A 24,546-nucleotide genomic window follows, 5' to 3' on the forward strand; every position below is an offset into this window, starting at 1 on the left:
TTCGGCTCCCGGGACAGGCATCGGCTACAAAAGGTGCGCCGTTTTTTGAAAGAGTCAGCCGATTATTGGGCTGCCGATTTCTTTGAGCAATTTAATATGTACCATTCGGTTAGTTTTTTGGGCGATTATCGAACAAAATGCCGATTGCCGAATTGACGATTTTTTGCTCACTGCGCACCATCGCTCCCACATTGACGCAGGCCCTGGCCGCCGGCATCAATGGACAGACCCAGACCAACCATAAGAATTTCAAAACGGGTACCCGCTATGATTCCTTCCCAAAGCTCCCGCCTGACCCCCGGCCTGGGTGTTTCGACCAGTGGCATCGGTGACAAGATCCGCGGCGCCATGGCCGTAGGCAAGACCCGCTGGGGCATGCTCGCCCTGGTGTTTTTTGCCACCACCCTGAACTACATCGACCGCGCCGCCTTGGGCGTGATGCAGCCGATTCTTGCCAAGGAGATGAGCTGGACGGCGATGGATTACGCCAACATCAACTTCTGGTTCCAGGTCGGCTATGCCGTCGGCTTCATCCTGCAGGGTCGGCTGATCGACCGGATTGGCGTCAAGCGCGTGTTCTTTTGCGCAGTACTGCTCTGGAGCCTGGCGACCGGCGCCCACGGCCTGGCCACCTCCGCAGTGGGTTTCATGGTCTGCCGCTTTATCCTGGGCCTGACCGAAGCGGCCAACTACCCGGCCTGCGTGAAGACCACGCGGCTGTGGTTTCCGGCCGGTGAACGGGCGGTAGCCACTGGCATTTTCAACGCGGGGACCAACGTCGGCGCGATGTTCACCCCGATGCTACTGCCACTGATCCTGCACGTGTGGGGCTGGCAGGCGGCGTTCCTGTGCATGTCTGCGCTGGGCGGAGTCTGGCTGCTGTTCTGGGGCCTGAAATACTTCAACCCGGAAGATCACCCCAGCGTCAAACAGTCGGAACTGGACTACATCCAGGCCCAGGACGAACCGGACCAGGTCCGCGTGCCTTTCTCCCGGATCCTGCGCATGCGTGGCACTTGGGCGTTCGCCCTGGCCTACTCGATCACGGCCCCGGTGTTCTGGTTCTACCTGTATTGGCTGCCGCCGTTCCTGAACCAGCAATACAACCTGGGCATCAACGTGACCCAGATGGGCATCCCGTTGATCATCATTTACCTCACCGCTGACTTCGGCAGTGTGGGCGGCGGCATCCTGTCTTCGTTCCTGATCGGCCGCGGCCTCAACCCAATCAAAGCGCGACTGGTGTCCATGCTGCTGTTCGCCTGCTGCATCATCGGCGTGATCATGGCCGCCGGCGCAAGCAACCTCTGGATGGCGGTGTTTGCCATTTCCCTGGCCATCGGCGCGCACCAGGCCTGGACCGCGAACATCTGGAGCCTGGTGATGGACTACACGCCCAAACACATGATGAGTACAGTGTTCGGCTTCGGCGGCATGTGCGCAGCCATCGGCGGGATGTTCATGACCCAGTTGGTGGGCCACATCCTCACGATCACCAATAACAACTACACCGTGTTGTTCACCCTGATCCCGGCGATGTACTTCATCGCCCTGACCTGGCTGTACTTCATGGCGCCGCGCAAGGTGCCTACGCTGGAAAACTGATACCGGGCCAGTTTCGAGCAATCAAGTCGAACACCTTTGTGGCGACGGGATTTATCCCCTCGCCACAGGGGACCACATCAGCTCCGCCGCTGTTGCCACGCTGCCGCCAGCCCACTCAAGCAAATCAGAGCGATACCCACCACCGTGGTCAACGTCGGCGTGTGGCTGAACAGCAACCAACCCAGCAGCCCGGCAAACACAATCTGGCAGTACCCGAACGGCGCGAGCAGTGCCGGGGCGGCAAAACGGAAGGCCTGGGTCAGCATCAAATGCGCCGTCATCCCGCAGGCCCCCAGCGCCAGCATCATCGCCCCGTGCAACAGGCTCGGCACTTGCCAGAAGAACGGCACCAGTGCGCTCATCACCAACGTGTTGCACAGGCCCGCGAAGAAGTTGCTGGTGGTCGGACTGTCGATCTCACTGAGCTTGCGCGTGAGCAACTGGTAGAAGCAGAAAAACAGCGCCGAGCAGAACGGCAACAACACCGCCGGCGTGAACAGATCCCCGCCGGGATGGACGATGATCAACACCCCGATAAAACCGAAGATCACTGCGATCCATTGGCCACGCGTCACGTGCTCGCCCAACAATGGCACCGACAGCGCGGTGACCAGCACCGGGGCCAAGAAGTTGACCGCAGTCGCCTCGGCCAACGGGATATACATCAGGGCCGTGGTAAAGAACAGGCTGGTGCCCAGCAGACACAGTGCCCGTGCCAGCTGCCACAGAGGGCGTTTGGTCCGCAGGACCCGCAGTCCCGAGCGCGGCAGGAAAATACCGGCCATCAGCAACGTGTGCACCACGTATCGAGCCCACACCACCATGATGATCGGATAGAAACCCGAGAGATATTTCGACAGGGCGTCATGACTGGAGAACAGGAATGTCGCGCAGAGAATAAGCAGGATGCCCTTGAAGGCCTGATTGACGCCGGAAAGCGGGGTGCTGACGGTCATGTAGGAATCCTGCGTTGCGTGTGTAGGTAAGAGCCAATATCTGCGACCACGGATTCAGCTGAACAGCTCCGATGCCTGACTGGCTTGGGACAGCTCCTCGGCAAACGCCAGCAAGGTCGGTGCCAGCCCATGCAAGCGCGCCCGGGGCATTCGCGCGCTGGGCCCGGCAACGCTGAGGACGCCGACGACCCGACCGTCCAGTGGATGTCGCACCACGGCGGCAATGGCCGAGGTGCCGACCGCCGAGCTTTCCTCGACGCAGGCATAGCCTTGCTCACGGGCCTGTCGCAGGTATTGGAGCAATTCAACCGTGTCGCGTGGCGCGTTCGGCCCCAGTTCCTGGGTGGGCACCTGGTTCACCTGCCGCTCAACCAGGGCCAACGCCTCACTGTCGCTCATGCACGCCAGCCAGGCATGCCCCGAGGCGGTATAGAACAACGGAGCCTCGCGGCCCATGTCCGGGTCGTAGCGCAAGCCGGAGCGCGCGCCCTGGGACTTGGCGATCCAGGTCTGGCGATCCCCCTCGATGACGCCCAGGCGCACCAGTTCCCCAGTGTCCCGCGCCAGGCGATCGAGCACCGGCTGAACGATGTCCGCACCACTGCGCGACAGGTAGCGAAAACCCATGGCGACCAAGCGGGTCGACAAGTGATAACGCAGGTTCTCCGGATTCTGACGTACATAGCCCAGACGCATCAGCTCGGCGAGCAGGCGGTGAGTGGCACTCTTGGGAATTTGCAACTGCTCGGCCAGCCCTTGCAGCGGCCAGCCGTGGGGATCGCTGGCCAGGCTTTCCAGCACGTTGAAGACCCGTTCGATTTGACTGCCGGCCATGGGAAATCCAAATGAAATGTTAGTCGATTCTAAAATATGCAGAGTTTAATGCAAATTCTGGAACTGGAAACCCTTCATGGGTCGATGAACCAAAAGCCGCGGTGATTGCCTGAAAGCTCAAGCACTACGCGCATCCAGGCTTCCCAAAAGCTAGACTCACCGCAACATCGGCAGCACTCTTCACACTGTCAATCAGAGGATTCCCCACATGTTATGGAAAAAAGGTCGCCGCAGTGACAACGTGGTGGACGCCCGCGGCGACGGTGGCGGCGGCGGTGGGATGCGCTTCGGCGGCGGCAAGGGTTTGAGCCTGACGGCCATCATCCTGATCGTCGGCATCGGCTGGATCACCGGCCAGGACCCGATGCAGATCCTCGGGCAACTGGCCGGGCAGATGGACCAGAGCTCTGCGCCCGCCTCCTCACAAACCCGCCAGGCGCCACCGGCCAACGATGAGCAGGCCGAATTCGTGCGCTCGATCCTCGGCGACACCGAAGACACCTGGGGCCAGGTCTTCCAGCAAGCCGGGCGCCAGTACCAGCAGCCGAAGCTGGTGCTGTTCAGCGGCCGGGTCAACTCGGCCTGTGGCCTCGCCTCTTCGGCAACCGGCCCGTTCTATTGCCCGGCTGATCGGCAGGTCTACCTGGACATGAGTTTCTTCAAGGAAATGTCCCAGCGTTTCTCTGCCGCCGGGGACTTCGCCCAGGCCTACGTCATCGCCCATGAAGTCGGGCACCATGTGCAGACCCTGCTCGGTGTGTCGGCAAAAATCCAGGAAGCCCGCCAACAAGGCCGGCAGATGGAAGGTGACGGCGGCTTGCTGGTCCGCCAGGAATTGCAGGCCGATTGCCTGGCGGGCGTGTGGGCCAACCACGCGCAAAAACGCCTGAACTGGCTGGAGCCGGGGGACATTGAGGAGGCCTTGAACGCCGCCAACGCCATCGGCGATGACCGCTTGCAGCAACAAGGCCAGGGCCGCGTGGTACCGGATTCCTTTACCCATGGCACGTCGGCGCAGCGGGTGCGCTGGTTCAAGACCGGCTTCGCCCAGGGCCAGGTCAACCAGTGCGACACGTTCGCGGCGAAAAACCTGTAGATGAAGTGGGCGGCGTTGATGGGGCTGGCGCTGTGCTGCACCGTCGCCCAGGCAAACGAACACGGCGTGAACGTTGTGGCCCAAGGGCGCTTGCAGTTCAAGGGCGGCGCCATGGCCGTCGACGTAAGCCCGCCCCCCACGTCTATCCAGCGCGTGCTGATTATTGTCCATGGTCGGCTGCGTAATGCCGACACCTACCTGCACAGCGCGGAAAAGGCCGCAGGCCAGGCCGGCCAACTAGCCACGACCCTGATCATCGCCCCGCAATTTCTCAACGAACAGGACGTTGCGCGCCATCAATTGCCCAACGACCTGCTGCGCTGGCAAGGCAACGACTGGATGGCCGGCGGCTTATCCACAGGGCCGAATCCAGTCAGTTCCTTTCAGGTCCTCGACGACATCATTGCGCGAGTCAGCGACCGGCAGCAGTTTCCCGAAGTGAAGCAGATCATCATCGCCGGCCATTCCGGCGGCGCCCAGGTCGTGCAGCGCTATGCCCTGCTCGCCCACGGCCAATATCGGATCGAGCCACGCTTTGTCATCGCCAACCCGTCGTCCTATGCCTACTTCGATGCACAACGGCCCATGGCTTTCGACCCTGCCAGTTGTCCAGGCTTCAATCATTGGAAGTACGGTCTGCAGGGCCTGCCCACCTATGCAGCCGGGCAAACACCCGCGCAGCTGGAAAACAACTACATCAAGCGCGACATCGTCTATTTGCTCGGACAACAAGACACCGATCCGGAACATCCGGCCCTGGATAAAGGTTGTGAAGCGCAAACCCAGGGGCCGTATCGGTTATTGCGTGGTCATTTCTTTTTTGACTACCTGACCCGGCGCCATCCCGTTGGGTTGAACCAGCGGCTGATCGAAGTGCCAGGGGTGGGGCATAACGGGGATGGGATGTTGACTTCGCCTGAGGGGTTGAAGGTGTTGTTTGGCCAGTGAATTTTGTAGCGCGTGAGAGGGCCCTATCGCGAGCAAGCTCGCTCCCACAGGGGTTCGCTGCCGATTAAAAAATCTGAGTCGCCACCAATCCACGGTGGGAGCGAGTTTGTTCGCGATGACGGCTAGCGAGCCGATATCAATCTCAAGCAGAAAGCATCCGCCGCAACTCGACACAATCGCGCGCATGCCAATCCGTCAACTCCGGCCACGGATTGTCCGGCAGATTCACCAACACCGTCCGCGCCCCGGCCGCGCGACCGCAGTCCAGGTCGAAGCGGTAGTCGCCGACCATCACCATCGCCTCCGGTGCCACGCTCCAGGCCTCGGCCAGCTTCAGCAAACCACCGGGATGGGGCTTGGGCGGAGCTTCGTCGCGGCCCAGCACATCCTCCACGGCGAAACAGTCCGCCAGGCCGATGGCTTCGAGGGTCACGTGGGCCAGCTCGCGGGCGTTGCGGGTCAGGATCCCCAAGCGAACACCACGTGCCGCCAGCTCGCGCACCAACTCGACCGCCCCCGGTGCAGGCTTGGAGCCCAGCGCCAGGTCCCGCTCGTGCTCCAGCAGCCAGGCATGCTTGGCCGCGGCTTCATCCGCTGGCAACGCCGCCAGGTGGGTGAGGATGTCGTCTTCGGCCGGAATCGCCAGGGCCACGCGGATCGCCGCGAAATCATGCACGGCGATGGTCAGCGTGCCGTCCATGTCGAATACCCAGTGCCGTACTTCGGCCAGGCTCATGCCCAGTCCTTGCGATGGCGGATCAGGCCTTCCTGGGTCACCGACGCCACCAGTTGCCCGGCACGATTGAACACGCTGCCCCGGGAGAACCCGCGGGAGTTGCCGGCCCATGGGCTATCCATGGCGTAGAGCAACCAGTCATCGGCGCGCAGGTCGGCGTGGAACCACAAGGCGTGGTCGAGGCTGGCGACCTGCATATCCTTGTGCCACACCGATTTGCCGTGGGGCAACAGCGAAGTGGTCAACAGGCCGAAGTCCGAGGCGTAGGCCAGCAGGTATTTGTGCAAGGCCGGCGAATCGGCCAGGGCGCCATCGGCGCGGAACCACACGTATTTGATCGGATCGGCCGGTTGCGGGTTGTAAGGGTCTTTTTCGGTGACCGGGCGCACCTCGATCGGCTTGGCGCACAGCAGCTTTTCACGCATGTGCTCAGGCAACAGGTGCGCGCGCTGCTGGGTCAGCTCCAGCTCGGATGGCAGGTTCTCCGGCCCGACAACTTGCGGCATGCTGCTCTGGTGCTCAAAGCCCTGTTCGTCGTACTGGAACGATGCACTGCAGGTAAAAATCGGATTGCCCTTCTGGATCGCCGTCACGCGGCGGGTGCTGAAACTGCCGCCATCACGCACCCGGTCCACCTGGTAGACCACCGGCAGTGCGGCGTCACCCGGACGCAGGAAATAACCGTGCATCGAATGCACATGGCGCGCCTCTTCCACGGTCTGGCTGGCCGCCGACAACGACTGGCCCAGCACCTGGCCACCGAACAACTGACGGAACCCCAGGTCCTGGCTGCGACCGCGAAACAGGTTCTCTTCGATCGGTTCCAGGGTCAGCAGGTCGACCAGATCTTCCAACACGTGGCTCATTCAGACTTTCCTCACACAGCGCAACACCGCGCAGTCTGCGCTGCGGCGGTGGATCGATTGTTGGCCCGGGCCATTGTGGCGGGCATTGTAAACGTCCGTGTCGGCTAACCGTGCAGGGTCTGTAGCCACTGTTCACGGTTGATGCGATAGAGCACATGGTGACGCAATGGATGCCCGACCGCGAGCTTTGGGTGTTCAAAGTCGTCAGCCGCAGCGTGGTGCATGCCGATCGCCTGCATGACTTTTTGCGACGGCAGGTTATCCACAGCGGTGAACGCCACCACTTCGTCCAGCAACAACTGGTCGAAGGCACAGCGCAACGCGGTCCACGCCGCCTCGCTGGCATAGCCCAGCCCCCAGTGCTCCCGCGCCAGACGCCAGCCGATCTCGATGGCCGGTGTGAACGGTGCGTCGAACCCGACCACGCCCAGCCCGGTAAAGCCAATGAACGCCCCGGTGTCCTTGCGCTCCAGTGCCCACAACCCAAAACCATGCTCGGCAAAATGCCCACGCACGCGGCCGATCAAGGCGGCGCTTTCCAGCCGGCTCAAGGGCGCCGGGAAATATCGCATCACCTGCGGATCGGCAGACATGGCGGCAAATTCCGGCAAGTCCTCGTCACGCCACTGCCGCAACAGCAGCCGCGCGCTTTCCAGTTCCAGTATCGGCTCCATCTTCACTCCCCTTCCATGCCCCAGAGTCTACAACGCTGGTAGGATCCGTCACATAATCACCACTGAAAACACCATGCCGCTGCCACTGATCTATCACGAAGACTACAGCCCCGAATTCCCGGCGGAACACCGTTTCCCCATGGACAAGTTCCGCCTGCTGCGCGATCACCTGGTGGACAGCGGCCTGACCCGCGACGCCGACCTGCTGCGCCCGGCACTGTGCCCGCCAGATATCCTCGCCCTGGCCCATGACCGCGCCTATATCGAACGCTATATGGGCGGCGAGTTGTGTCGTGAGGACCAGCGGCGGCTTGGCCTGCCCTGGAGCGAAGCCCTGGCCCGCCGAACGGTACGCGCCGTGGGCGGCTCGCTGCTGGCGGCTGAACAGGCCCTCGAACACGGGCTGGCCTGTCACTTGGCCGGCGGCACCCATCACGCCCATTACGACCACCCGGCCGGATTTTGCATTTTCAACGACCTGGCGGTGATCAGCCGATATTTCCTGGCCAGCGGCCGGGTCTCGCGGGTGCTTATTTTCGACTGTGATGTGCATCAAGGCGACGGCACCGCCCGAATACTCCATGACACTCCGGACGCCGTGACAGTTTCCTTGCACTGCGAAAAGAATTTTCCTGCACGCAAGGCGCAAAGCGACTGGGACATCCCCTTGCCGATGGCCATGGAAGATGCCGCTTATTTGAAAGTGGTGGACGATGCGCTCAACTACCTGCTGCCGCTCTACCAGCCTGACCTGGTGCTGTATGACGCCGGTGTCGATGTCCACAAGGACGATGCCCTCGGTTACCTGAAGCTGACCGACGAAGGCCTCGCCGCCCGGGATGAGAGCGTCATGCGCCATTGCCTGGGACGGGATATCCCGGTGGTCGGCGTGATCGGCGGCGGCTACAGCAAGGACCGCAAGGCCCTGGCCCGCCGCCACGGGATCCTGCACCACAGCGCACAAAAGGTCTGGGCGTCATCAGGTTGTCATTGAACGCTGGGCGCGTTACCCACAATGCCTGTGGGCCGGCCTGTGGATAACCTGAGTGAAACGGCTTACAGGCCATGCCGCATGTAGCCTGCAGAGGTCTGACTGTTTTTTGATCACACACTTCAAAAACACCCCATACCCTGTGGGAGCGAGCTTACTCGCGACTGCGGTGGATCGGCTAGATCGATACCAACTGACACACGGCTATCGCGAGCATGCTCGCTCCCACAGGAATTCTGTGCTGATAGAATGCCGCGCTTAATCCCGCTTCCGCAGCCCACGCCATGACCTCGACCACCCAACCCCACACCCCAAGCATCACCATCATCGGCGGCGGCCCCGCCGGCCTGATGGCGGCCGAGGTGTTGAGCCAGGCCGGGATCCAGGTCGACCTGTACGACGGTATGCCTTCAGTGGGCAGGAAATTCCTGCTGGCCGGTGTCGGCGGCATGAACATTACCCACTCCGAAGCCTTCCCGGCATTTCTGTCCCGCTACGGCGAACGCGCGCCAAACATCGCTCCGTTGCTGCGGGCATTCGGCGCCGAGCAATTGTGCGAATGGATTCACGGGCTGGGCATCGACACTTTCGTCGGCAGCTCCGGACGGGTCTTTCCTACCGACATGAAAGCCGCCCCGCTGCTGCGCGCCTGGCTCAAGCGCCTGCGTGATGCCGGCGTGCTGATCCACACACGCCATCGCTGGCTCGGTTGGAACCCCGATGGCAGCTTGCGAATAGCGAGTCCGGAAGGTGAGAAAACGCTACGCCCCGACGCGACACTGCTGGCACTGGGCGGTGGCAGTTGGGCGCGACTGGGCTCCGACGGCGCCTGGATGCTGCCGCTGGAACAGCGCGGTGTAGTCCTTGCACCACTGCAGCCGAGCAATTGCGGGTTCGACGTGCAGGCCTGGAGCGATTTGATGGTCAGCAAATTCGCCGGTGCCCCGTTGAAGAACATCGCCATCGGCCTGGGCGACGATGCACCGCGCCTCGGCGAATGCGTGATCACCGCCACCGGCATCGAAGGCAGCCTGATCTACGCGCTGTCGGCAGCGATTCGCGAAGCCATCAACCAACACGGCAGCGCAACGATCCACCTGGACCTGCTGCCAGGGAGACCTGTGGACAAAGTCCAGCAAGCGCTGAACAAGCCCCGCGGTTCACGCTCGATGGCCAAGCACTTGCATAGCCAGTTGGGCATCGACGGGGTCAAGGCCGCGCTGCTGCGCGAACTCACGCCCGCCGATTGTTTCACTGACCCGGCGCGCCTGGCCCTGGCGATCAAGGCCTTGCCTATCACCGTGGTGAAAACCCGCCCCCTGGACGAAGCCATCAGCAGCGCCGGTGGCGTGACCTTCGACGCCTTGGACGAACGCTTGATGCTCAAGCAACTACCCGGCGTGTTCTGCGCCGGGGAAATGCTCGATTGGGAAGCGCCGACCGGCGGCTACCTGCTCACGGCCTGCTTCGCCAGCGGCCGCGCGGCGGGGCTAGGTATGCTGGAGTGGTTGCGGCGCCTGGATTGAAGACCCAGGCGTGCCCATCGCGAGCAAGCGCGCTCCCACAGGAGTCTGTAGTGGACACCGGATCTGTGCACACCTGAGAACCCCTGTGGGAGCGAGCTTGCTCGCGATAGCGATGTATCAGACGCCGCGAATCATCAAGGCTTACGCTTGCGCGGCCCAGTATTGAACACCGGCACCTTGCGCACCGGCTTGACCGAGGGCTCCACAGGCCCCGCGTCGCCGCTGTCCACCCACTTGCCCAGGTTGCGCTTGCCGCCACTGCCTGAGGTTTTCGGTTTCTTCGGCTTTTTCGGTTTCTTGATGACCTGGCCGCTGGCGTCAGTGTCCGGCACCCGATGCTCAGGCTCGAAGTCCTGTTCCATCTGCCGGGGCAACGTCTGACGGGTCAGGGTTTCGATGGCTGACAGCAGATTCACTTCGTCGGCGCAGACCAAAGAAATCGCCTGCCCCGTAGCGCCCGCCCGGCCGGTACGGCCGATGCGGTGAATGTAGTCCTCGGCGACAATCGGCAGGTCGAAGTTCACCACCAACGGCAAATCCTCGATGTCCAACCCACGGGCGGCGACGTCGGTGGCCACCAGGATCTGCACTTCACTGGCCTTGAAACGGTCCAGTGCCCGCTGGCGGGTGGCCTGGGGTTTGTCACCGTGGATACCGTCGGCGTTGATGCCCATGCCCTGGAGTTTTTCCACCAGTGCATCGACGCCGTTGCGGGTCTTGGCGAACACCAGCACCTGCTTCCACTTACCCTTGCGCATCAAGTGAACGAACAGTTCCGGCTTGCGCTTCTTGTCCACCGTCACCACCCATTGTTTGACGGTGTTGGCGGCGACGTTGCGCGGGCTCACTTCAATGCTCAGTGGGTCGTTGAGCATCTGCCCGGCCAGCAGGCGGATCGCATCGGAGAACGTTGCCGAGAACAGCAGCGTCTGACGCTTTTTCGGCAGAGCCTTGTAGATATTGGCCAGCTCTTCGGAGAAACCCAGGTCGAGCATGCGGTCGGCTTCGTCCAGCACCAGAGTCTGCAACTGGTTGAACTTCAGCGCGTTCTGCCGGAACAGATCGAGCAGGCGCCCCGGTGTGGCGACTAATAGATCGACACCTTTGCGCAGTTTCATCATTTGCGGGTTGATGCTGACGCCGCCATACACGGCATACGTGCTCAGCGGCAGGTTTTGCGCGTACTGGCGCACGCTTTCATGAACCTGTTCGGCCAGCTCGCGGGTCGGCACTAGGATCAGCGCCCGCACCGAGTTGGCGGCGACCTTCGGCCCTTCGGTGGTCAGCAGCTGCAACAGCGGCACGGCAAAACCGGCAGTCTTGCCGGTGCCGGTCTGGGCGGCGGCCATCAGGTCGCGACCGGCCAGCACCGCCGGCATGGCTTGGGCCTGCACCGGGGTCGGGGTCTGGTAACCGAGCGTCTCAAGGGCGCGCAGCAAGGGTTCGATCAGGCCAAGGGTGGCGAAAGTCATGGAAGTACCGTAGGAAAAATCAGCGCAAGGTGTGCAATGCGCGGCAGTTTACCCTAATTCAGGATTCGGCCGGCGCGGGCATCGGTTTGCGCCATTGGGGCAACCCGATCAACACCACAGCGCTGATGATCACCAGCATCGCCGAGGCCTCTTCAATGCCGATGGTTTCACCGGCGAATACGATCCCCAACAACACCGCTACCGCCGGGTTGACGTAGGCATAACTGGTGGCCGCCGCCGGACGTACATGCTTGAGCAGGTACATGTAGGCGTTGAAAGCGACGATCGAGCCGAAACAAGTCAGGTAAGCCAGGGCGAACCAACCTTCCAACGGCGGGACACTGTCCAGATGCTCGCCGCTGGCCACGCTGCCGATCAACAGCACCACGCCGCCAACCAGCATTTCCACGGCACTGGCCATCGCCCCCGCCGGCAACGGCAAGTGCTTGCTCAGCACCGAACCAAAGGCCCAGGACGCCGCCGCGAACACCAGCAAGGTCGCACCCAGCGGGCTCGATTGCAGGTTGGAGCCAAGGTTGAGCATGGCAATGCCAATCAGCCCCAGCACAATCCCCGCCCATTCCAGGCGGGTATTACGCGCGCCCCAGAAATAGCCGCAGAGCAAGGTAAACAAGGGCACCGTCGCCACGGCCAACGCCGCCACCCCAGACGCCACGCCCGTGTGCTCGGCAACGCTGACCGCACCATTACCGAAACTGAGCAGCAGCACACCAATGATGGCCCCGGCCTTCCATTGCGCCCAGGTCGGCGCCGGCGCCCCGCGCCAGCGCAGGAAGCCGTACATCAGCGAGCCGGCCAGCACGAAACGAATCCCCGCCAGCAACAGCGGCGGCCAATGCTCGACACCGATGCGAATCACCAGATAGGTCGAACCCCAGATGACGTACAAGGCGAAAAAGGCAGCGATCAATGGCAAAGGGAAACGGCGTGGGCCAGGCATGGTCGGCTCGAAGTCAGGACAATGAGAGGCATTATTCTAGAAAGGCAACAGGCGGAAAATAAGTTACAAAACCTGTTTATCCGACCCATACACTTTTCAAAACACGGAGATCAGCGCTATAAATCGCTTTTTCGAAAGTTACCCCAACAGGAAGCCAAACCGTGGATAAATACGACCGCATGCTGCTCAGCACCCTGTTGGAAAATGGTCGGGCGTCCTACGCCGAACTGGCCCGCAAAGTGAACCTGTCGGCCCCGGCCGTGGCCGAGCGAGTCAGCAAACTGGAAACCAGCGGTGTGATCACCGGCTATCAGGCGAAAGTCGACATGGCGAAAATCGGCCTGCCGATACAGTGCGTCATCGAACTGCGGATGAACCAGCATGGCAACCAGAAGACCTACGACGAACTGTGCAAAATCCCGCAATTGACCGAATGCCATCGAGTGACAGGCGACCCGTGCGTGATCATGCAAGCGGCGGTCGGCTCAATGCCGGAACTGGAAGAGCTGATCAACCGCATCGCCAAGTTCGGCTTCAGCAAGACCTCGATCGTGCTGTCCAGCGCCATTGAAAAGCGCGTGCCGTTGGGGCAGTTGGAAGGCAACGGGAAATAATCCACTCAACACAGACCCACCCTGTGGGAGCGAGCTTGTCGCGATGGCGGAGTGTCAGTCAACAGAGAGGCTGACCGATCCGACGCTATCGCGAGCAAGCTCGCTCCCACAGTTGTTTTTCGGCGAGCCTAGAACCCGCGATGCCGCTTGAGGTGCTCATTGATCTTCGCCGCCGGCACTTTCTGCAAGCTGCACAGCAAATCATGAGACAACTCCCGCAACCCGTGCTTTTGCCGCAGTTCCGCGGCCAGGTGCGCGGTGAGGTTGGCGGCCATTTCAGCATCGGCCATGGCCCGGTGAGCCTGGCCGGTATGGGGCAGGCCGGCGAACGCGTTGAGCGTGCCGAGCTTGTGGTTCGGCGCCGTCGGCATCAGGCGCCGAGCCAGTAGCAAAGAGCAGGCGAAATTCTGTAGTCGGGTGCGCTTGATTCGTCCCAGTTCGAAGTCCCAGAACTTCTGGTCGAACGCGGCGTTGTGGGCCAGCAGCGGCGTGATGCCGACGAACTCGTTGACCTCGTTCATCACCTTTTCCGCCGACGGTGCGCTGCGCAGCATGGCGTTGCTGATGCCGGTCAGTTGCTCGATGAAGGCCGGCACGCGCACACCAGCATTCATCAGGCTCTGGTAACGGTCGACGATCCGGCCTTGCTCCAGAATCACCACGGCGATTTCGGTGGCCCGGCAGCTGCTGCTCGGTGTGATGCCAGTGGTTTCAAAGTCGATGACTGCGATGCGTTCCAAACCTGTCTGAGCTCCGTAAAATCAATTCTTGAGCAGCAACGCGCCTTCGATGGGCACGTAGCGGCTGGCGGCGCGGATCAGCGAATTGGCAGTCAGCCCCGGTACGCCATAGGCCACGGCCTGCACACCATGCTTGCTGATGATGCGCTCGAGCAGCATGTCGAAATCGCCGTCACCGGAAGCCAGCACCACCTCATCGACGTGATCGGCGGCGTCCATAATGTCGAGGGTGATGCCCACGTCCCAGTCGCCCTTGGCCGAGCCGTCGCTGCGCTGGATGTAGGGCTTGAGCTTCACGACGAAACCCAGGTTACGCAAGATCTGCTGGAATTGCTGCTGCTTGCTGTCGCCGCGATCGATCGCATAGGCATAGGCCTCGACGATCTGCCCCTGCTTGCTGACATCGGCCCACAACGCTGCGTAGTTGAAATGGCAACCGTAGGCCTGGCGCACGGTGTAATAGAGGTTCTGGACATCGGCGAACACTGCGATTTTTTTCACCGCGTTTCCTCTTGGATGCACAAGCGCAGGCCTTCGGGCCCGAAAAGTTGCCCAGTATGCCAGCCCAGAGGAATGTTCCGCGAATAATCAGCCCGAGGCGCCAGCGCGCCCCGGACGAATGGCAGGTCAGACGAAGGAATCGTCGTCGCCGAAGAACGACGAATCGTCGCTGTAGTCCGCGTCGCTGAAACCACCCTGGTCGCTGCCATAGGTGTCATTGTCCGCCACGCGCGAGTCATCGCCCCAGCCGTTATCGCTGCTGTTACCGGCGTCATTGACCGGTTGGGCGGGTTCTTCCTTGATCACCTCGACGATCTCCTGAGGTTGCTGATTACTGTGGAACAGGCTGCTGATGCCCTGGGCCAACATCACCCCACCAGCCACGCCCGCCGCGGTTTTCAGGGCGCCGCCCAGGAAGCTGCTCGCTGCCGGTGCCTGTTGTTGCGGCGCGCCGTAGTTGCCAGGCGGTGCGCCATAGTTGCCGGGCGCGGCACCAAAGCCCTGCTGAGGCGGCGCATTGAAGGCCGGCCGCGCCGGCTCGCGCCAGCCACCACCCGCCGATGCCGGTGCGCTAGGGGCCGGTGCCGGACGGGAATCACGGGAGCTGCCACCGAAAATACTCGAGAGAAAACCACCGCCGCCGCTTGGCGCCGAAGCCTGGCTCCGAGCCTGCTGCAGGTCCGCCTGCAGTTGCTCGACTTGTTGGGCAAGCTGTTTGTTCTGTTCATCGAGGCGTTTGATCGCCGCCTCTTGCACCAGGATCGCCTGGGCCATGAAATAGCCCGCCGCAGGCTGGTTGACCATGTGCTCCTTGATCCGCGCCTCAGCTTGCGCGTCGCGCAGGGCTGAATCCTTTTCGGCCTGTTGCAGCCGTGAAAACAGTCCATCGATCAGGGTTTGCTCTTCGCTGTTCATGGCGACCTCATCAGATTGCCGGGTAAAAAAACCATTCCGGCCCCAAAGACCGGTGCGAACAGTTATGGGGCTGGCCGAAGAGGTTTCAATGGTCTTTACCAGATGTTTACGTTTGCTTGTGCGGGCGCCTGATCGGTTAAAGTGTCGGACCGCTTTTGAACTGCGATACCGACCCATGAATCCGTTTGACGTGCTGCGTGACTCTTTGTATTTCTTCAAGCGCCATCTGGGCCGGATCGCCCAGCTGTGCCTGCCGCTGGTGATACTCGAGGCTCTGCTGCAACAAGGTGTCGACAGCGCTGTCGGCCCCGAAGGCTTTCCCGGCTACAGCGTGATCGTCGGGTTGCTGCTGTATCCGCTGTACACCGCCGCGCTGATCCTGTTTCTCGACGCCCGCAGTCGCGGCGAAGCGCCGCCCGCTCGCGATCTGCTCGCAACTGCCCTGACGCTGTGGCCCCGCTTTGCCCTGCTGACGGCCCTGAACACGCTGCTGATCCTGGTGGGTATTTCGTTGTACTTCCTGCCGGGCCTGTGGCTGATGGTAGCCCTGGCCTTCAGTGAATACCTGTTGGTATTGAGAGGGCTGACGCCGCTGGCCGCGATGAAGGAAAGCCTGAGCATGACCCGCGGCAATTTCTGGCGGATCCTGTTGTGCATTTTGTGTGTGATGGGCCCGTTGTGGCTGCTCAAGGGCGTCAGTGTCTCGATGTACCCACCCCCCCAGAACCCCCTGCTCAGTTTGCTGATCGAGAGCGTTCACAGCTTCTTGCAATTGTTCACCAGCGTGGTGCTGTTCCGGATGTTCATGCTGATCGAAGCACAGCCGGTTAACCGCTGACCGCCCACTGCGACGGCCCTGGGCTTGGGCTTGAGAACCGCTCTCGGTTATGCTCGGGATCACTTTTGCGTTTCGCCCATAAGCCGAGCCATGACCCGTCTACTGCGTTACACCTTGCTGGGCCTGCTGTTGATCCTCAGCCTGGCCGTCCTGTCGATCTACGGCCTGACCTGGCGACCACAGCCCCGGGAAACCGTGCCGGTCAGCTGCACCGCCAACGCGGCGCCGCTGGCGCCCGGCCAGGCCTTGAAGGTGATGACCTGGAACGTCCAGTTCCTCGCCGGCAAGCGCTACGTGTTCTGGAACGACCTGGCCCAGGGCGACGATGAAAGCCCGACCCTGGAAGACATGGCCTTCAGCCTCGACGAAGTGGCACGGGTGATCCGCGACGAGCAACCGGACATCGTGCTGCTCCAGGAACTGGACAAAGGCGCCAAGGCCAGCGATTACCAGGACCAGTTCAAGCTGTTGCAGGAACGGCTGGCCGACCTCTACCCATGCGGCACCAGCGCCTTCGACTGGAAGGCCGACTTCATCCCCAACCCGCATATCTTCGGCAGTGTCGGCCGGCAACTGGCGACCCTGAGTCGCTACCGCATCGAGCATGCCGAACGAGTACAACTGCCGGTGGCCGACGCCAACTTCATCAGCCGTCAATTCCAACCGAAAAATGCCTTGTTGGTGAGCTATCTGCCGCTGAGCGATGGCAGCCAGCTGGCGGTGCTCAACACGCATCTGGAACGGACCAGCGAGCCGGACGAAACCGCGCCCAGACAAATCACCGCCGTCGTCAAGACACTGGATAAATTCGAATCGGCGGGCACGCCCTGGTTGATCGGCGGCGACTTCAACCAGTTGCCCCTGGGTCAGTACCGGCGCCTGCCCTCCGAGCAACGCACGCCCTACTCCGCCGACAGCCCCTTGCACCTGTTGTGGGACAAGTACCCGATGATCCCCACCAACAACGAGGCCAGCGGCATCGACCGCGAACACTGGCTGACCCACTACCCGAACGATCCCGGCCTCAACGGCCCCGACCGCACCGTCGATTACCTGTTCTACAGCCCACGGATCAAACGGGTCCAAGCCCAGGTACGCCAGGACGATACCTTGCGCATCTCCGATCATTTGCCGGTGATTGCGCGTTTTTTGTTGCCGGCAATGCCTTGAACTGAACATCAGCGCTGAACACGTGTGGCAACTCCAGTGCCGGTTTGGGATAACGCCCGGCCAATAGGAGAAATACGCTCTGACTGTCCTGATGGTATTGCGCTGAGGCCTCCTCAGACTACACATCCATTTCAAGGAGAGTTCCATGAGCGATATACAGATTCGCCTGGCCGAGCAGAAAGACGTTGATGCGCTCGGTGTATTGTTTGATGCGTACCGACAGTTCTACAGAATGGAGGCCGACCTGCAGCGGGCGACCTCCTACATCAGGGCGCGGATTGAAAAGGGTGAATCACAGGTATTCGTTGCAGAGAACGCTTCCAAGGCGCTTGCGGGGTTCTGCCAGCTCTACCCAACCTTTTGCTCGGTTTTCACTGCGCGAATCTTCACTCTGTATGATCTTTTCGTTGATTCAAACTTGCGCCAGCAGGGCATAGGCAGAAAGCTGCTTACGGCGGCCGAAGAATATGCCAGGCAGCAGGGGGCCGTCCGTTTGGACTTACGCACTGCCAAGACCAATGAATCTGCCCAGGCACTCTATGAGTCCGCAGGTTGGCAACGCGATGAAATGTTTTTCAGCTACAGCAAGTTCCTTGAGAAGGAAGGTGTGTAGCCAAAGCTTCTTTAGGGAGCTTTGGCTACACATCGCCATCGCGAGCCAGCTCGCTCCCATAGTGGATTGAGAGCGGATCGGAACTCAGCTCACTTACGTGGCTTGACCCGCGCCGTCGCCTCCGCCACCAGCGGGTCGTCCGGCCAGTAATGCTTGGGATACCGCCCCTTGAGGTCCTTCTTCACCTCGGCGTAGGTACTGCGCCAGAAGTTCGCCAGGTCCTGAGTGACCTGTACCGGCCGACGCGCCGGTGACAGCAGGTGCAGCTTGACGACTTGGCGGCCACCAGCAATGCGCGGGGTATCGGCCAGGCCGAACAGTTCCTGCAAGCGCACCGCCAGGATCGGCGGATGCTCGCTGTAGTCCAGCCGGATCGACGAGCCCGAGGGCACGCTCAAATGATGGGGGGCCAGTTCATCCAGGCGTTGCGGCAAAGGCCAGGGCAACAGGTTGTGAACGATGCTGGACAAGTCCAGGTTGGCGAAATGACTGAGGCGCGAGACGCGCCCCAGATACGGCATCAACCAATGCTCGAGACTGTCCAGTAACGCTGCGTCGCTGACGTCTGGCCATTCGCTCTCACCCTTGGCCTCCAGGTCGAGCCGGCGCAGCAGCGCCACCCGCGCCTGCCACTGTCGCAGCTCCGGGGTCCAGGGCAGCAACTCCAGGCCCTTGCGGCGCACCAGGTTCACCAACGCCTGGCTGCGGGCCGACTCATCCAGGCCGGTCAATGGCTCGCGGCTGAGGACCAGTTCGCCAACCTTGCGCTGGCGCTCGGCGCGCAGCACGCCTTCGCGTTCGTCCCAATCCAGTTGATCCACCGTGCGCACCTGCTCGGCCAGTACCGAATCGAACAGCGCCGGGTCAAAGTCCGTTGCCAGGTAGATCCGCTCTTCCCGCTGGCCCTGTCGGCTGCCCAGGTCGGCAATCACCAGCCACGCTTGTTTCATCAAGCTGTCCGCCTCGGCAAACAACGCCGCACGGCCGTTGGCCAGACGATACTCCGCGCCGCCGGGCCGGCGCTGCTGGGCGACGCGATCGGGATAGGCCAACGCCAGCAACGCGCCGAGCCAGCGCGGATGCTCGGGGTCGGTGACGGCGGCTTCGGCCTTGCCCCGCAGGTAGCCGCGATATTGCCGGGCCAGTTGTCGCGCTCGCTGCACCCCGCCCTGAGCGCCGCGCACCGCCCGTTCTTCGCCGGACAGCAGCGCCAAGCGATTGTGCAGATCCGCACCAGCGCCGCGCAGAATGTCGCGCTCGCCCAGCAAGGCCGCGACGTTGCACGCCATGTCCGCCAGCCCCAGCGCCTGACCGCGCAGCAGCAAATGGGCGATACGCGGGTGAGCCGGCAGTTCGGCCATGGCTTGGCCATGACGGGTCAGTTGCTCGCCCTCCAGCGCGCCCAGCCGTTGCAGCAGATCCTGCGCCTGTGCATAAGCGGCGGCGGGTGGAATGTCGAGCCAGACCAGTTGCTGCGGCGTCACGCCCCAGCGTCCCAACTGCAGGGCCAACCCGGCCAGGTCCGCCGAAAGAATCTCGGCGCTGCCATAAGCGGCCAGTTGTTCGTGCTGGTCTTCGGACCACAACCGGTAACACACCCCGGGTTCCAGACGCCCGGCCCGCCCAGCGCGCTGGGTGGCGCTGGCGCGGGAAATGCGCTGGGTATCGAGACGGGTCATGCCGCTGCCCGGGTCGAAACGCGGCACTCGGGCCAATCCGGCGTCAATCACCACCCGCACGCCGTTGATGGTCAGGCTGGTCTCGGCGATGTTGGTGGCCAGCACCACCTTGCGCTGGCCCGGGGGCGCCGGGTCGATGGCGGCGCGTTGGGCGGCAAGGTCCAGTTCGCCATGCAGCGGACAGAGCAACACATTAGCGCCCTCGCCCAAGGCCTCGGCCAGTTGCTGATGGACCCGGCGAATCTCCGCCTGCCCGGGCAAGAACACCAGCACGCTGCCTGCCTCATCGTGCAACGCGTCCAACACGGTCTGCACCAGGCGCGGCTCGATGAATTCACCGGGCTGGAACGGACGGCCCCAGCGCACCGCCACCGGGAACATGCGCCCTTCGCTGCGCAGGATCGGCGCATCGTCCAGCAACCCGGCCAGGCGCTCGCCCTCCAGGGTGGCGGACATCAACAGGATCTTCAGTGGGTGCTCTTCGCGAAACAGCTCACGGCCGTTGAGGCTCAAGGCCAAAGCCAGGTCGGCATCGAGACTGCGCTCGTGGAATTCATCGAAAATCAGCAGCCCCACGCCTTCCAGCGCCGGGTCGTCCTGCAAACGGCGGGTGAGGATGCCTTCGGTGACCACCTCAATGCGGGTCTTGGGGCCTACCTTGCTGTCGAGACGAATCCGGTAGCCAACGGTTTCACCGACCTTTTCCCCCAGTTCACTGGCCAGGCGCTCGGCCGCCGCCCGGGCCGCCAGGCGCCGGGGTTCGAGCATCAGGATGGTCTGCCCGGCCAGCCAGGGCTCGTGCAACAGGGCCAAGGGAACGCGGGTGGTTTTACCGGCACCGGGCGGCGCTTCGAGCACCGCTTCGTGGCGCGACGCCAAGGCTTGGCGCAGGGCGGGTAAAACTTCATCAATCGGCAAAGAAATCATGCTGGCTCCAAAACAGAGGGCCGAGTATAACGGCGAACTGTTTAGCGTGGTCTGGACTCCAACCAGCAACGCCCTTATCTGCTCAGGAGATTGCTATGCGTATTCCCTTTCGCGTCATCGGCGGCGTCCTGGTCGCCACCCTGCTGACCCAGGTCAGCGCCTGCGGCTCGATCTTCTACCCGGACCGTCGCGGCCAGATCGACGGCAAGATCGACCCGGCGATCGCCGCGCTCGACGCCGTGGGCCTGCTGTTCTACATCATCCCCGGCCTGATCGCGTTCGCCGTGGACTTCGCCACCGGGGCCATTTATTTCGAGCCGGGCAAAAGCGTCCAGATCGAGCCAGAAAAACTCAAGCCGGCCATCAACCCCGACGGCACCGTCAATAACCACAAATTGCAGGCAATCCTGGAACGCGAACTGGGGCGCAGCTTCCCGCTGGACGATCCACGGCTGATCCAACACAAGGGCAGCGCGCAACAACTGGCCGCCCTCGGTCTCAAACCAGCCGCATGACGGGCGCCACGCAAGGAATGACCGCACGATGACCACCAGCACCGAACATGCTCGCCTGCTACGCCTGGCCACCCGTGCATCGGTGGCCGTTGCACTTATCCTGGTTGTTGCCAAGGCTGCAGCCTGGTGGCTGAGCGGTTCGGTGAGCATGCTCGCCGGCCTGACCGATTCGGCTTTGGACGGCGTCACTTCGCTGCTCAATCTGCTGGCGGTGCATTACGCATTGCGCCCCGCCGACGACGATCATCGCTACGGGCATGGCAAGGCCGAATCCCTGGCCGGCATGGCCCAGGCGCTATTTATTGGCGGCAGTGCCGTGTTGATCGCCTTGCAGGCGTTCGAACGCCTGAAAAACCCGATCCCGGTGGACGCCCCCTGGCTCAGCGTCGGCGTGATCGTGTTTTCCCTCGGGCTGACCCTGGCCTTGTTGGCATTGCAGTATCGGGTCATTCGCGCCACTGGCTCCAACGCCGTGCGCGCCGACTCGCTGCACTATCGCTCCGACCTGTTGCTCAACGGCAGCATCCTGGTCGCCCTGGTGCTGGCGGGGTTCGGCTGGTATCAACTGGACGCCTGGTTCGGCCTGGGCATCGCCATTTACATTCTGTGGAGCGCCGTCCAGATCGCCAGGGAAAGCTTCGCGGTGCTGATGGACCAGGAACTGCCGCCCGACGTCAGCCAGCACATGCTGGAACTGGCCTGCGCCGTGCCAGGAGTGGTCGGTGCCCATGACTTGCGTACACGAATTTCCGGCAACCACTGGTTCGTGCAACTGCATCTGGAATTGCCGGGGGAGTTGACCCTGTCAGTGGCCCATGGCATCAGCGACCAGGCGGCTGACGCCATCCACAAAGCCTATCCAAAGGCTGAAGTGCTGGTGCATGCCGATCCCTCGGAAGTGGTGAGAGGCGCTAGCGCTTGATACTCAAGGCTTAACGCAGAACCTGTGACGTGGGAGCCTGCTCCCTCGCCACAGGGAACTGTGTCCTGCTGAATACTCAGTAAGTCACCTGATACCCACGACTACTCAAGCAACTGCCCTGGGCCTGCCGATAGGTCTGCACCACTTCCGGCGCCGGTGGGTAGGTGTAGTTACGTGGGTCGAAACCGCTCTGCTGCACCGCCCAGCGATAGCAATCGTAGCCATCCTGATTGACCTGCTCGGGGGACTGGCCGTTGGCAGGGTAAGCCACCACATCAAAGCTGTTGCCTTGGGGCTGGGGCTGCGGATTGGCCACCGGCGGCTCGACCACGACGTAGTCCCGGGTGCTGGCTTCATAGATGTAATAGGCGCCGGCGGCGAGAAAGAACAGCGAGCTGCCGATCCAGACTTCCCGAGCATAATCGGGCAGGTAACGGGTGCGGATGCCTCGCGGCGGTTCAACCACCACGAAGCGCGGCCCCTGGGGACGATACCAGTAGCCACCCGAATAGAAATAATCCTGGCCGCGATAAGGCACACGATAGTTGCGGTCCGGGAAACGGTCGATTACATACCCCGGGCGATACTGCGGCCCAGGTCCCCAGCCGTTGCCATGGCCGTCCGGCCGACCGGGCCAATGCTGCTCGGGACGGTTGTCATGACCTGGACGGGGGCCGCCATTTGGATAACCGTCATTGCGACGTGGAATGTCGCGGTAATACCCCGGTTGCGGTTCGCGGGTCTGGGTCACGCTGTCGGGCCGGCCCTGAATCGGCAGGTTGTTGCCCGGCTGCGGTTGCGGGCGGCCATGGACATTGGGGTCTTGAGGCCCACGATCATAGTGCTGGCCGCCCTGATACTGCGGCTGCGGCCTGACCTCGAACTGACGACTATTGTCACCCCGTATGATTTCGTTGCTCTGCGGCCGCGGCTGGCCCGAATAACCCTGACCATCGCCACCTCGCCCATCCTGGCCGCGACCACCGTCCGGACCGCCACGGTTTTGCTGATCATCAGCCATTCCCTGCGCACTGACACTTGCCCACAACAGACCAACACCTGCCAAACGCCAGATGCGCGACTTCATGAAATTCCTCACAACGGTTCAGGGCCTGATCGTAAGACTGGAAAAGCCCAGGCCGGTTCTACGACAGGTTATCAGCCACGGGGTTATTTCGCAGGCTGCTGAAAGTTTTCCTCTAAGATGCCTATCTATTTCGCCGGTTGACAGGACTTCCGTTCACCCGTAACGACTACCGGCATCTGTCGCAATGAGCCAATCAAGGGAGTGAAGGCATGTCAATTCCATTCAGGTGGGGTCAGGGGCACCTCATGCGGCGCCTCGTCACAAGGAGCCGTCCTGTTGCCCTGATGCTGCTGCCCGTAGCCCTGTGGGGTTGCGCGCCCGTACCGTTGGTCTATGAAGATGATCGGCGGCTAAGCCGCATGCTGTGTGAAGTGGGAGAACAACGAGTGACCCTCAGCCCGCGCTTCTCGTATGACTTGCCCGGGCCGTTGAGGCGCCCCCCGTGCGGCACCCTCAAAAGCGGCTTCAACTACAATAAGGTGCGCGACATTCAGTCAGCGAGTGCCTCCGGCAGCTTTCGCTCCGGTGAGCTGGTGGTGTTGGCCTCATCGCGATGGATAATCGTTGAAAGCCTTCTCGATGGAGAGGACGTAGCGGCGCTCTACCCCCCGCAGGTACTCCTGCAAAACAAACTGGCCCTAATGGATCTTGGCCGGAGCGAGCCGCGCCCCGATAGGATCGACTGGGCCACCCGGCAAGGCATGCAATGCCTACGTTTTTACGACATGTGGCACAGCCCAACGGGGGAATGGGAGGAGGAAATCCAATACTGGTGCTGGGAAAACCAGAGCGGCCTGAAACAGCCGTTCTCGGTAAGGGCCGGCCAACGCCTGCCCGAAGGCACTGAGGGCTACGATCTGGATGAGGCCTTCATGCTGCCCTTCTTCCAGAGCCTGAAAATCAATCGCCTGTCCGATACCGCCCTGGCCGAGGCTGACGCAAAAATCAAAGCCGCCTGCGCCCACGTCAAATCCCGCTATGACCAGCATCTGAACTGGGGCGACGACTACCCGGACAAACGCCTGACCCGCCAGCGTCTGCGCGCCTGCGGTTATGACGTGCCCTAGGCAAAACAGAATCTGCGCCCAATAAAAAAGGGAGACCCGTCGGCCTCCCCTTGAGAATTTCGTCCGTGCTCGACGCTTATGACGTCGGCTCACCTCACGCCGTCTTCTGGACAGTGTGCAGCTCGGGGGTCTGCCAGACACCGGTGGGTGCTGCGACCGCAGCCGGCCTGATCGGGCGGGCTGCACTGGACTGTTTGTCCGAGCAGTGATCTTGGTGATAAGCATAAGGGCGTGGTGCCGACAGATGATTGCGAAGATTGCTCGAATAAACACCGCTTGCGCAATTTTTAACC

Annotated in this window: 24 protein-coding genes; 12 read left to right on the top strand and 12 right to left on the bottom strand. The window is 62.1% G+C overall.

Annotation, left to right across the window (positions count from 1 at the left end; translation table 11 throughout):
• Window positions 1–267: 267 nt before the first annotated feature.
• Window positions 268–1,605 (top strand): MFS transporter, encoded by a 1,338-nt coding sequence (locus SGN16_RS25415; protein WP_210641126.1) that lies wholly within the window; start codon window positions 268–270, stop codon window positions 1,603–1,605.
• A gap of 77 nt (window positions 1,606–1,682) precedes the next feature.
• On the opposite strand, the gene SGN16_RS25420 is transcribed toward SGN16_RS25415, so the two are convergent.
• On the bottom strand, window positions 1,683–2,561 hold the full coding sequence (locus SGN16_RS25420; RefSeq protein ID WP_210641128.1) for a DMT family transporter: 879 nt from the start codon (window positions 2,559–2,561) through the stop codon (window positions 1,683–1,685).
• Window positions 2,562–2,615: 54 nt separating this feature from the next.
• Entirely contained in the window at window positions 2,616–3,395 is a 780-nt protein-coding gene (locus SGN16_RS25425) for an IclR family transcriptional regulator (RefSeq protein ID WP_335945893.1), read from the bottom strand.
• A gap of 208 nt (window positions 3,396–3,603) precedes the next feature.
• Between SGN16_RS25425 and SGN16_RS25430 the strand changes: the two genes are divergently transcribed.
• A complete protein-coding gene (locus SGN16_RS25430) occupies window positions 3,604–4,491 on the top strand; it encodes a neutral zinc metallopeptidase (RefSeq protein WP_210641133.1) in 888 nt (295 codons plus the stop codon).
• A complete protein-coding gene (locus SGN16_RS25435; protein WP_335945892.1) occupies window positions 4,492–5,439 on the top strand; it encodes an alpha/beta hydrolase in 948 nt (315 codons plus the stop codon). It begins immediately after the preceding gene.
• A gap of 142 nt (window positions 5,440–5,581) precedes the next feature.
• Here SGN16_RS25435 and SGN16_RS25440 read toward each other — a convergent pair whose 3' ends face one another.
• The 3 genes from SGN16_RS25440 to SGN16_RS25450 all read right to left on the bottom strand — a co-directional run bounded on the left by SGN16_RS25440 (window position 5,582) and on the right by SGN16_RS25450 (window position 7,715).
• Entirely contained in the window at window positions 5,582–6,175 is a 594-nt protein-coding gene (locus SGN16_RS25440) for an HAD family hydrolase (RefSeq protein ID WP_210641136.1), read from the bottom strand.
• Complete coding sequence (gene tesB, locus SGN16_RS25445; RefSeq protein WP_210641138.1) at window positions 6,172–7,041, bottom strand: acyl-CoA thioesterase II; 870 nt, start codon at window positions 7,039–7,041, stop codon at window positions 6,172–6,174. The genes SGN16_RS25440 and tesB overlap by 4 nt, the downstream gene beginning before the upstream one ends.
• A gap of 104 nt (window positions 7,042–7,145) precedes the next feature.
• Window positions 7,146–7,715 carry a GNAT family N-acetyltransferase gene (locus SGN16_RS25450; protein WP_210641140.1) on the bottom strand — a complete coding sequence of 190 codons (570 nt, stop codon included), beginning with the start codon at window positions 7,713–7,715 and terminating at the stop codon, window positions 7,146–7,148.
• Between the two features lie 73 nt (window positions 7,716–7,788).
• On the opposite strand from SGN16_RS25450, the gene SGN16_RS25455 reads away from it, so the two are divergent.
• Window positions 7,789–8,709, top strand: a complete 921-nt coding sequence (locus SGN16_RS25455) for a histone deacetylase (RefSeq protein ID WP_335945891.1) — start codon at window positions 7,789–7,791, stop codon at window positions 8,707–8,709.
• Window positions 8,710–8,990: 281 nt separating this feature from the next.
• A complete protein-coding gene (locus SGN16_RS25460) occupies window positions 8,991–10,232 on the top strand; it encodes a TIGR03862 family flavoprotein (protein ID WP_335945890.1) in 1,242 nt (413 codons plus the stop codon).
• A gap of 134 nt (window positions 10,233–10,366) precedes the next feature.
• Here SGN16_RS25460 and SGN16_RS25465 read toward each other — a convergent pair whose 3' ends face one another.
• Both SGN16_RS25465 and yedA read right to left on the bottom strand, forming a co-directional pair.
• The gene (locus SGN16_RS25465) at window positions 10,367–11,704 is read right to left on the bottom strand and encodes a DEAD/DEAH box helicase (protein WP_210641145.1); all 1,338 of its coding nucleotides are present in this window, start codon (window positions 11,702–11,704) and stop codon (window positions 10,367–10,369) included.
• Between the two features lie 58 nt (window positions 11,705–11,762).
• Window positions 11,763–12,665 carry a drug/metabolite exporter YedA gene (gene yedA / locus SGN16_RS25470; RefSeq protein WP_210641147.1) on the bottom strand — a complete coding sequence of 301 codons (903 nt, stop codon included), beginning with the start codon at window positions 12,663–12,665 and terminating at the stop codon, window positions 11,763–11,765.
• Window positions 12,666–12,826: 161 nt separating this feature from the next.
• Between yedA and SGN16_RS25475 the strand changes: the two genes are divergently transcribed.
• The gene (locus tag SGN16_RS25475) at window positions 12,827–13,279 is read left to right on the top strand and encodes an Lrp/AsnC family transcriptional regulator (protein WP_335945889.1); all 453 of its coding nucleotides are present in this window, start codon (window positions 12,827–12,829) and stop codon (window positions 13,277–13,279) included.
• Window positions 13,280–13,407: 128 nt separating this feature from the next.
• Here the strand turns inward: SGN16_RS25475 and SGN16_RS25480 are convergent, their stop codons facing one another.
• The 3 genes from SGN16_RS25480 to SGN16_RS25490 form a co-directional block, all read right to left on the bottom strand.
• Complete coding sequence (locus SGN16_RS25480; RefSeq protein ID WP_210641151.1) at window positions 13,408–14,019, bottom strand: 3'-5' exonuclease; 612 nt, start codon at window positions 14,017–14,019, stop codon at window positions 13,408–13,410.
• Between the two features lie 21 nt (window positions 14,020–14,040).
• On the bottom strand, window positions 14,041–14,520 hold the full coding sequence (locus SGN16_RS25485) for an NYN domain-containing protein (RefSeq protein WP_003185707.1): 480 nt from the start codon (window positions 14,518–14,520) through the stop codon (window positions 14,041–14,043).
• Window positions 14,521–14,646: 126 nt separating this feature from the next.
• A complete protein-coding gene (locus SGN16_RS25490) occupies window positions 14,647–15,435 on the bottom strand; it encodes a DUF2076 domain-containing protein (protein WP_335945888.1) in 789 nt (262 codons plus the stop codon).
• A 175-nt stretch (window positions 15,436–15,610) separates the two neighbouring features.
• On the opposite strand from SGN16_RS25490, the gene SGN16_RS25495 reads away from it, so the two are divergent.
• The 3 genes from SGN16_RS25495 to SGN16_RS25505 all read left to right on the top strand — a co-directional run bounded on the left by SGN16_RS25495 (window position 15,611) and on the right by SGN16_RS25505 (window position 18,056).
• Entirely contained in the window at window positions 15,611–16,273 is a 663-nt protein-coding gene (locus SGN16_RS25495) for a YciC family protein (RefSeq protein ID WP_335945887.1), read from the top strand.
• Between the two features lie 90 nt (window positions 16,274–16,363).
• Window positions 16,364–17,443, top strand: a complete 1,080-nt coding sequence (locus tag SGN16_RS25500; RefSeq protein WP_335945886.1) for an endonuclease/exonuclease/phosphatase family protein — start codon at window positions 16,364–16,366, stop codon at window positions 17,441–17,443.
• Between the two features lie 145 nt (window positions 17,444–17,588).
• The gene (locus SGN16_RS25505) at window positions 17,589–18,056 is read left to right on the top strand and encodes a GNAT family N-acetyltransferase (RefSeq protein ID WP_335945885.1); all 468 of its coding nucleotides are present in this window, start codon (window positions 17,589–17,591) and stop codon (window positions 18,054–18,056) included.
• 89 nt (window positions 18,057–18,145) lie between these two features.
• On the opposite strand, the gene hrpB is transcribed toward SGN16_RS25505, so the two are convergent.
• Window positions 18,146–20,662, bottom strand: coding sequence for an ATP-dependent helicase HrpB (gene hrpB, locus SGN16_RS25510; RefSeq protein ID WP_335945884.1), 2,517 nt, complete (start codon window positions 20,660–20,662; stop codon window positions 18,146–18,148).
• A gap of 95 nt (window positions 20,663–20,757) precedes the next feature.
• On the opposite strand from hrpB, the gene SGN16_RS25515 reads away from it, so the two are divergent.
• Window positions 20,758–21,177 carry a polyribonucleotide nucleotidyltransferase gene (locus tag SGN16_RS25515; protein WP_210641161.1) on the top strand — a complete coding sequence of 140 codons (420 nt, stop codon included), beginning with the start codon at window positions 20,758–20,760 and terminating at the stop codon, window positions 21,175–21,177.
• A 28-nt stretch (window positions 21,178–21,205) separates the two neighbouring features.
• Window positions 21,206–22,099, top strand: coding sequence for a cation diffusion facilitator family transporter (locus SGN16_RS25520; RefSeq protein WP_210641162.1), 894 nt, complete (start codon window positions 21,206–21,208; stop codon window positions 22,097–22,099).
• Window positions 22,100–22,175: 76 nt separating this feature from the next.
• On the opposite strand, the gene SGN16_RS25525 is transcribed toward SGN16_RS25520, so the two are convergent.
• Window positions 22,176–23,186 (bottom strand): DUF6515 family protein, encoded by a 1,011-nt coding sequence (locus SGN16_RS25525; RefSeq protein ID WP_335945883.1) that lies wholly within the window; start codon window positions 23,184–23,186, stop codon window positions 22,176–22,178.
• A gap of 245 nt (window positions 23,187–23,431) precedes the next feature.
• Between SGN16_RS25525 and SGN16_RS25530 the strand changes: the two genes are divergently transcribed.
• Complete coding sequence (locus SGN16_RS25530; RefSeq protein ID WP_339101861.1) at window positions 23,432–24,253, top strand: hypothetical protein; 822 nt, start codon at window positions 23,432–23,434, stop codon at window positions 24,251–24,253.
• Window positions 24,254–24,546 lie beyond the last annotated feature (293 nt).

Origin of the sequence: Pseudomonas sp. G166 (genome assembly GCF_037027455.2) — a bacterium.
Lineage (GTDB): Bacteria > Pseudomonadota > Gammaproteobacteria > Pseudomonadales > Pseudomonadaceae > Aquipseudomonas.

Coding starts and splice junctions, on each gene's coding strand:
- SGN16_RS25515 (WP_210641161.1), top strand. CDS start 20,758: ATGCGTATTCCCTTTCGCGTCATCGGCGGCGTCCTGGTCGCCACCCTG.
- SGN16_RS25505 (WP_335945885.1), top strand. CDS start 17,589: ATGAGCGATATACAGATTCGCCTGGCCGAGCAGAAAGACGTTGATGCG.
- SGN16_RS25450 (WP_210641140.1), bottom strand. CDS start 7,715: ATGGAGCCGATACTGGAACTGGAAAGCGCGCGGCTGCTGTTGCGGCAG.
- SGN16_RS25500 (WP_335945886.1), top strand. CDS start 16,364: ATGACCCGTCTACTGCGTTACACCTTGCTGGGCCTGCTGTTGATCCTC.
- SGN16_RS25530 (WP_339101861.1), top strand. CDS start 23,432: ATGCGGCGCCTCGTCACAAGGAGCCGTCCTGTTGCCCTGATGCTGCTG.
- tesB (WP_210641138.1), bottom strand. CDS start 7,041: ATGAGCCACGTGTTGGAAGATCTGGTCGACCTGCTGACCCTGGAACCG.
- SGN16_RS25415 (WP_210641126.1), top strand. CDS start 268: ATGATTCCTTCCCAAAGCTCCCGCCTGACCCCCGGCCTGGGTGTTTCG.
- SGN16_RS25440 (WP_210641136.1), bottom strand. CDS start 6,175: ATGAGCCTGGCCGAAGTACGGCACTGGGTATTCGACATGGACGGCACG.
- SGN16_RS25420 (WP_210641128.1), bottom strand. CDS start 2,561: ATGACCGTCAGCACCCCGCTTTCCGGCGTCAATCAGGCCTTCAAGGGC.
- SGN16_RS25520 (WP_210641162.1), top strand. CDS start 21,206: ATGACCACCAGCACCGAACATGCTCGCCTGCTACGCCTGGCCACCCGT.
- SGN16_RS25465 (WP_210641145.1), bottom strand. CDS start 11,704: ATGACTTTCGCCACCCTTGGCCTGATCGAACCCTTGCTGCGCGCCCTT.
- hrpB (WP_335945884.1), bottom strand. CDS start 20,662: ATGATTTCTTTGCCGATTGATGAAGTTTTACCCGCCCTGCGCCAAGCC.
- SGN16_RS25425 (WP_335945893.1), bottom strand. CDS start 3,395: ATGGCCGGCAGTCAAATCGAACGGGTCTTCAACGTGCTGGAAAGCCTG.
- SGN16_RS25460 (WP_335945890.1), top strand. CDS start 8,991: ATGACCTCGACCACCCAACCCCACACCCCAAGCATCACCATCATCGGC.
- SGN16_RS25525 (WP_335945883.1), bottom strand. CDS start 23,186: ATGAAGTCGCGCATCTGGCGTTTGGCAGGTGTTGGTCTGTTGTGGGCA.
- SGN16_RS25455 (WP_335945891.1), top strand. CDS start 7,789: ATGCCGCTGCCACTGATCTATCACGAAGACTACAGCCCCGAATTCCCG.
- yedA (WP_210641147.1), bottom strand. CDS start 12,665: ATGCCTGGCCCACGCCGTTTCCCTTTGCCATTGATCGCTGCCTTTTTC.
- SGN16_RS25430 (WP_210641133.1), top strand. CDS start 3,604: ATGTTATGGAAAAAAGGTCGCCGCAGTGACAACGTGGTGGACGCCCGC.
- SGN16_RS25435 (WP_335945892.1), top strand. CDS start 4,492: ATGAAGTGGGCGGCGTTGATGGGGCTGGCGCTGTGCTGCACCGTCGCC.
- SGN16_RS25490 (WP_335945888.1), bottom strand. CDS start 15,435: ATGAACAGCGAAGAGCAAACCCTGATCGATGGACTGTTTTCACGGCTG.
- SGN16_RS25495 (WP_335945887.1), top strand. CDS start 15,611: ATGAATCCGTTTGACGTGCTGCGTGACTCTTTGTATTTCTTCAAGCGC.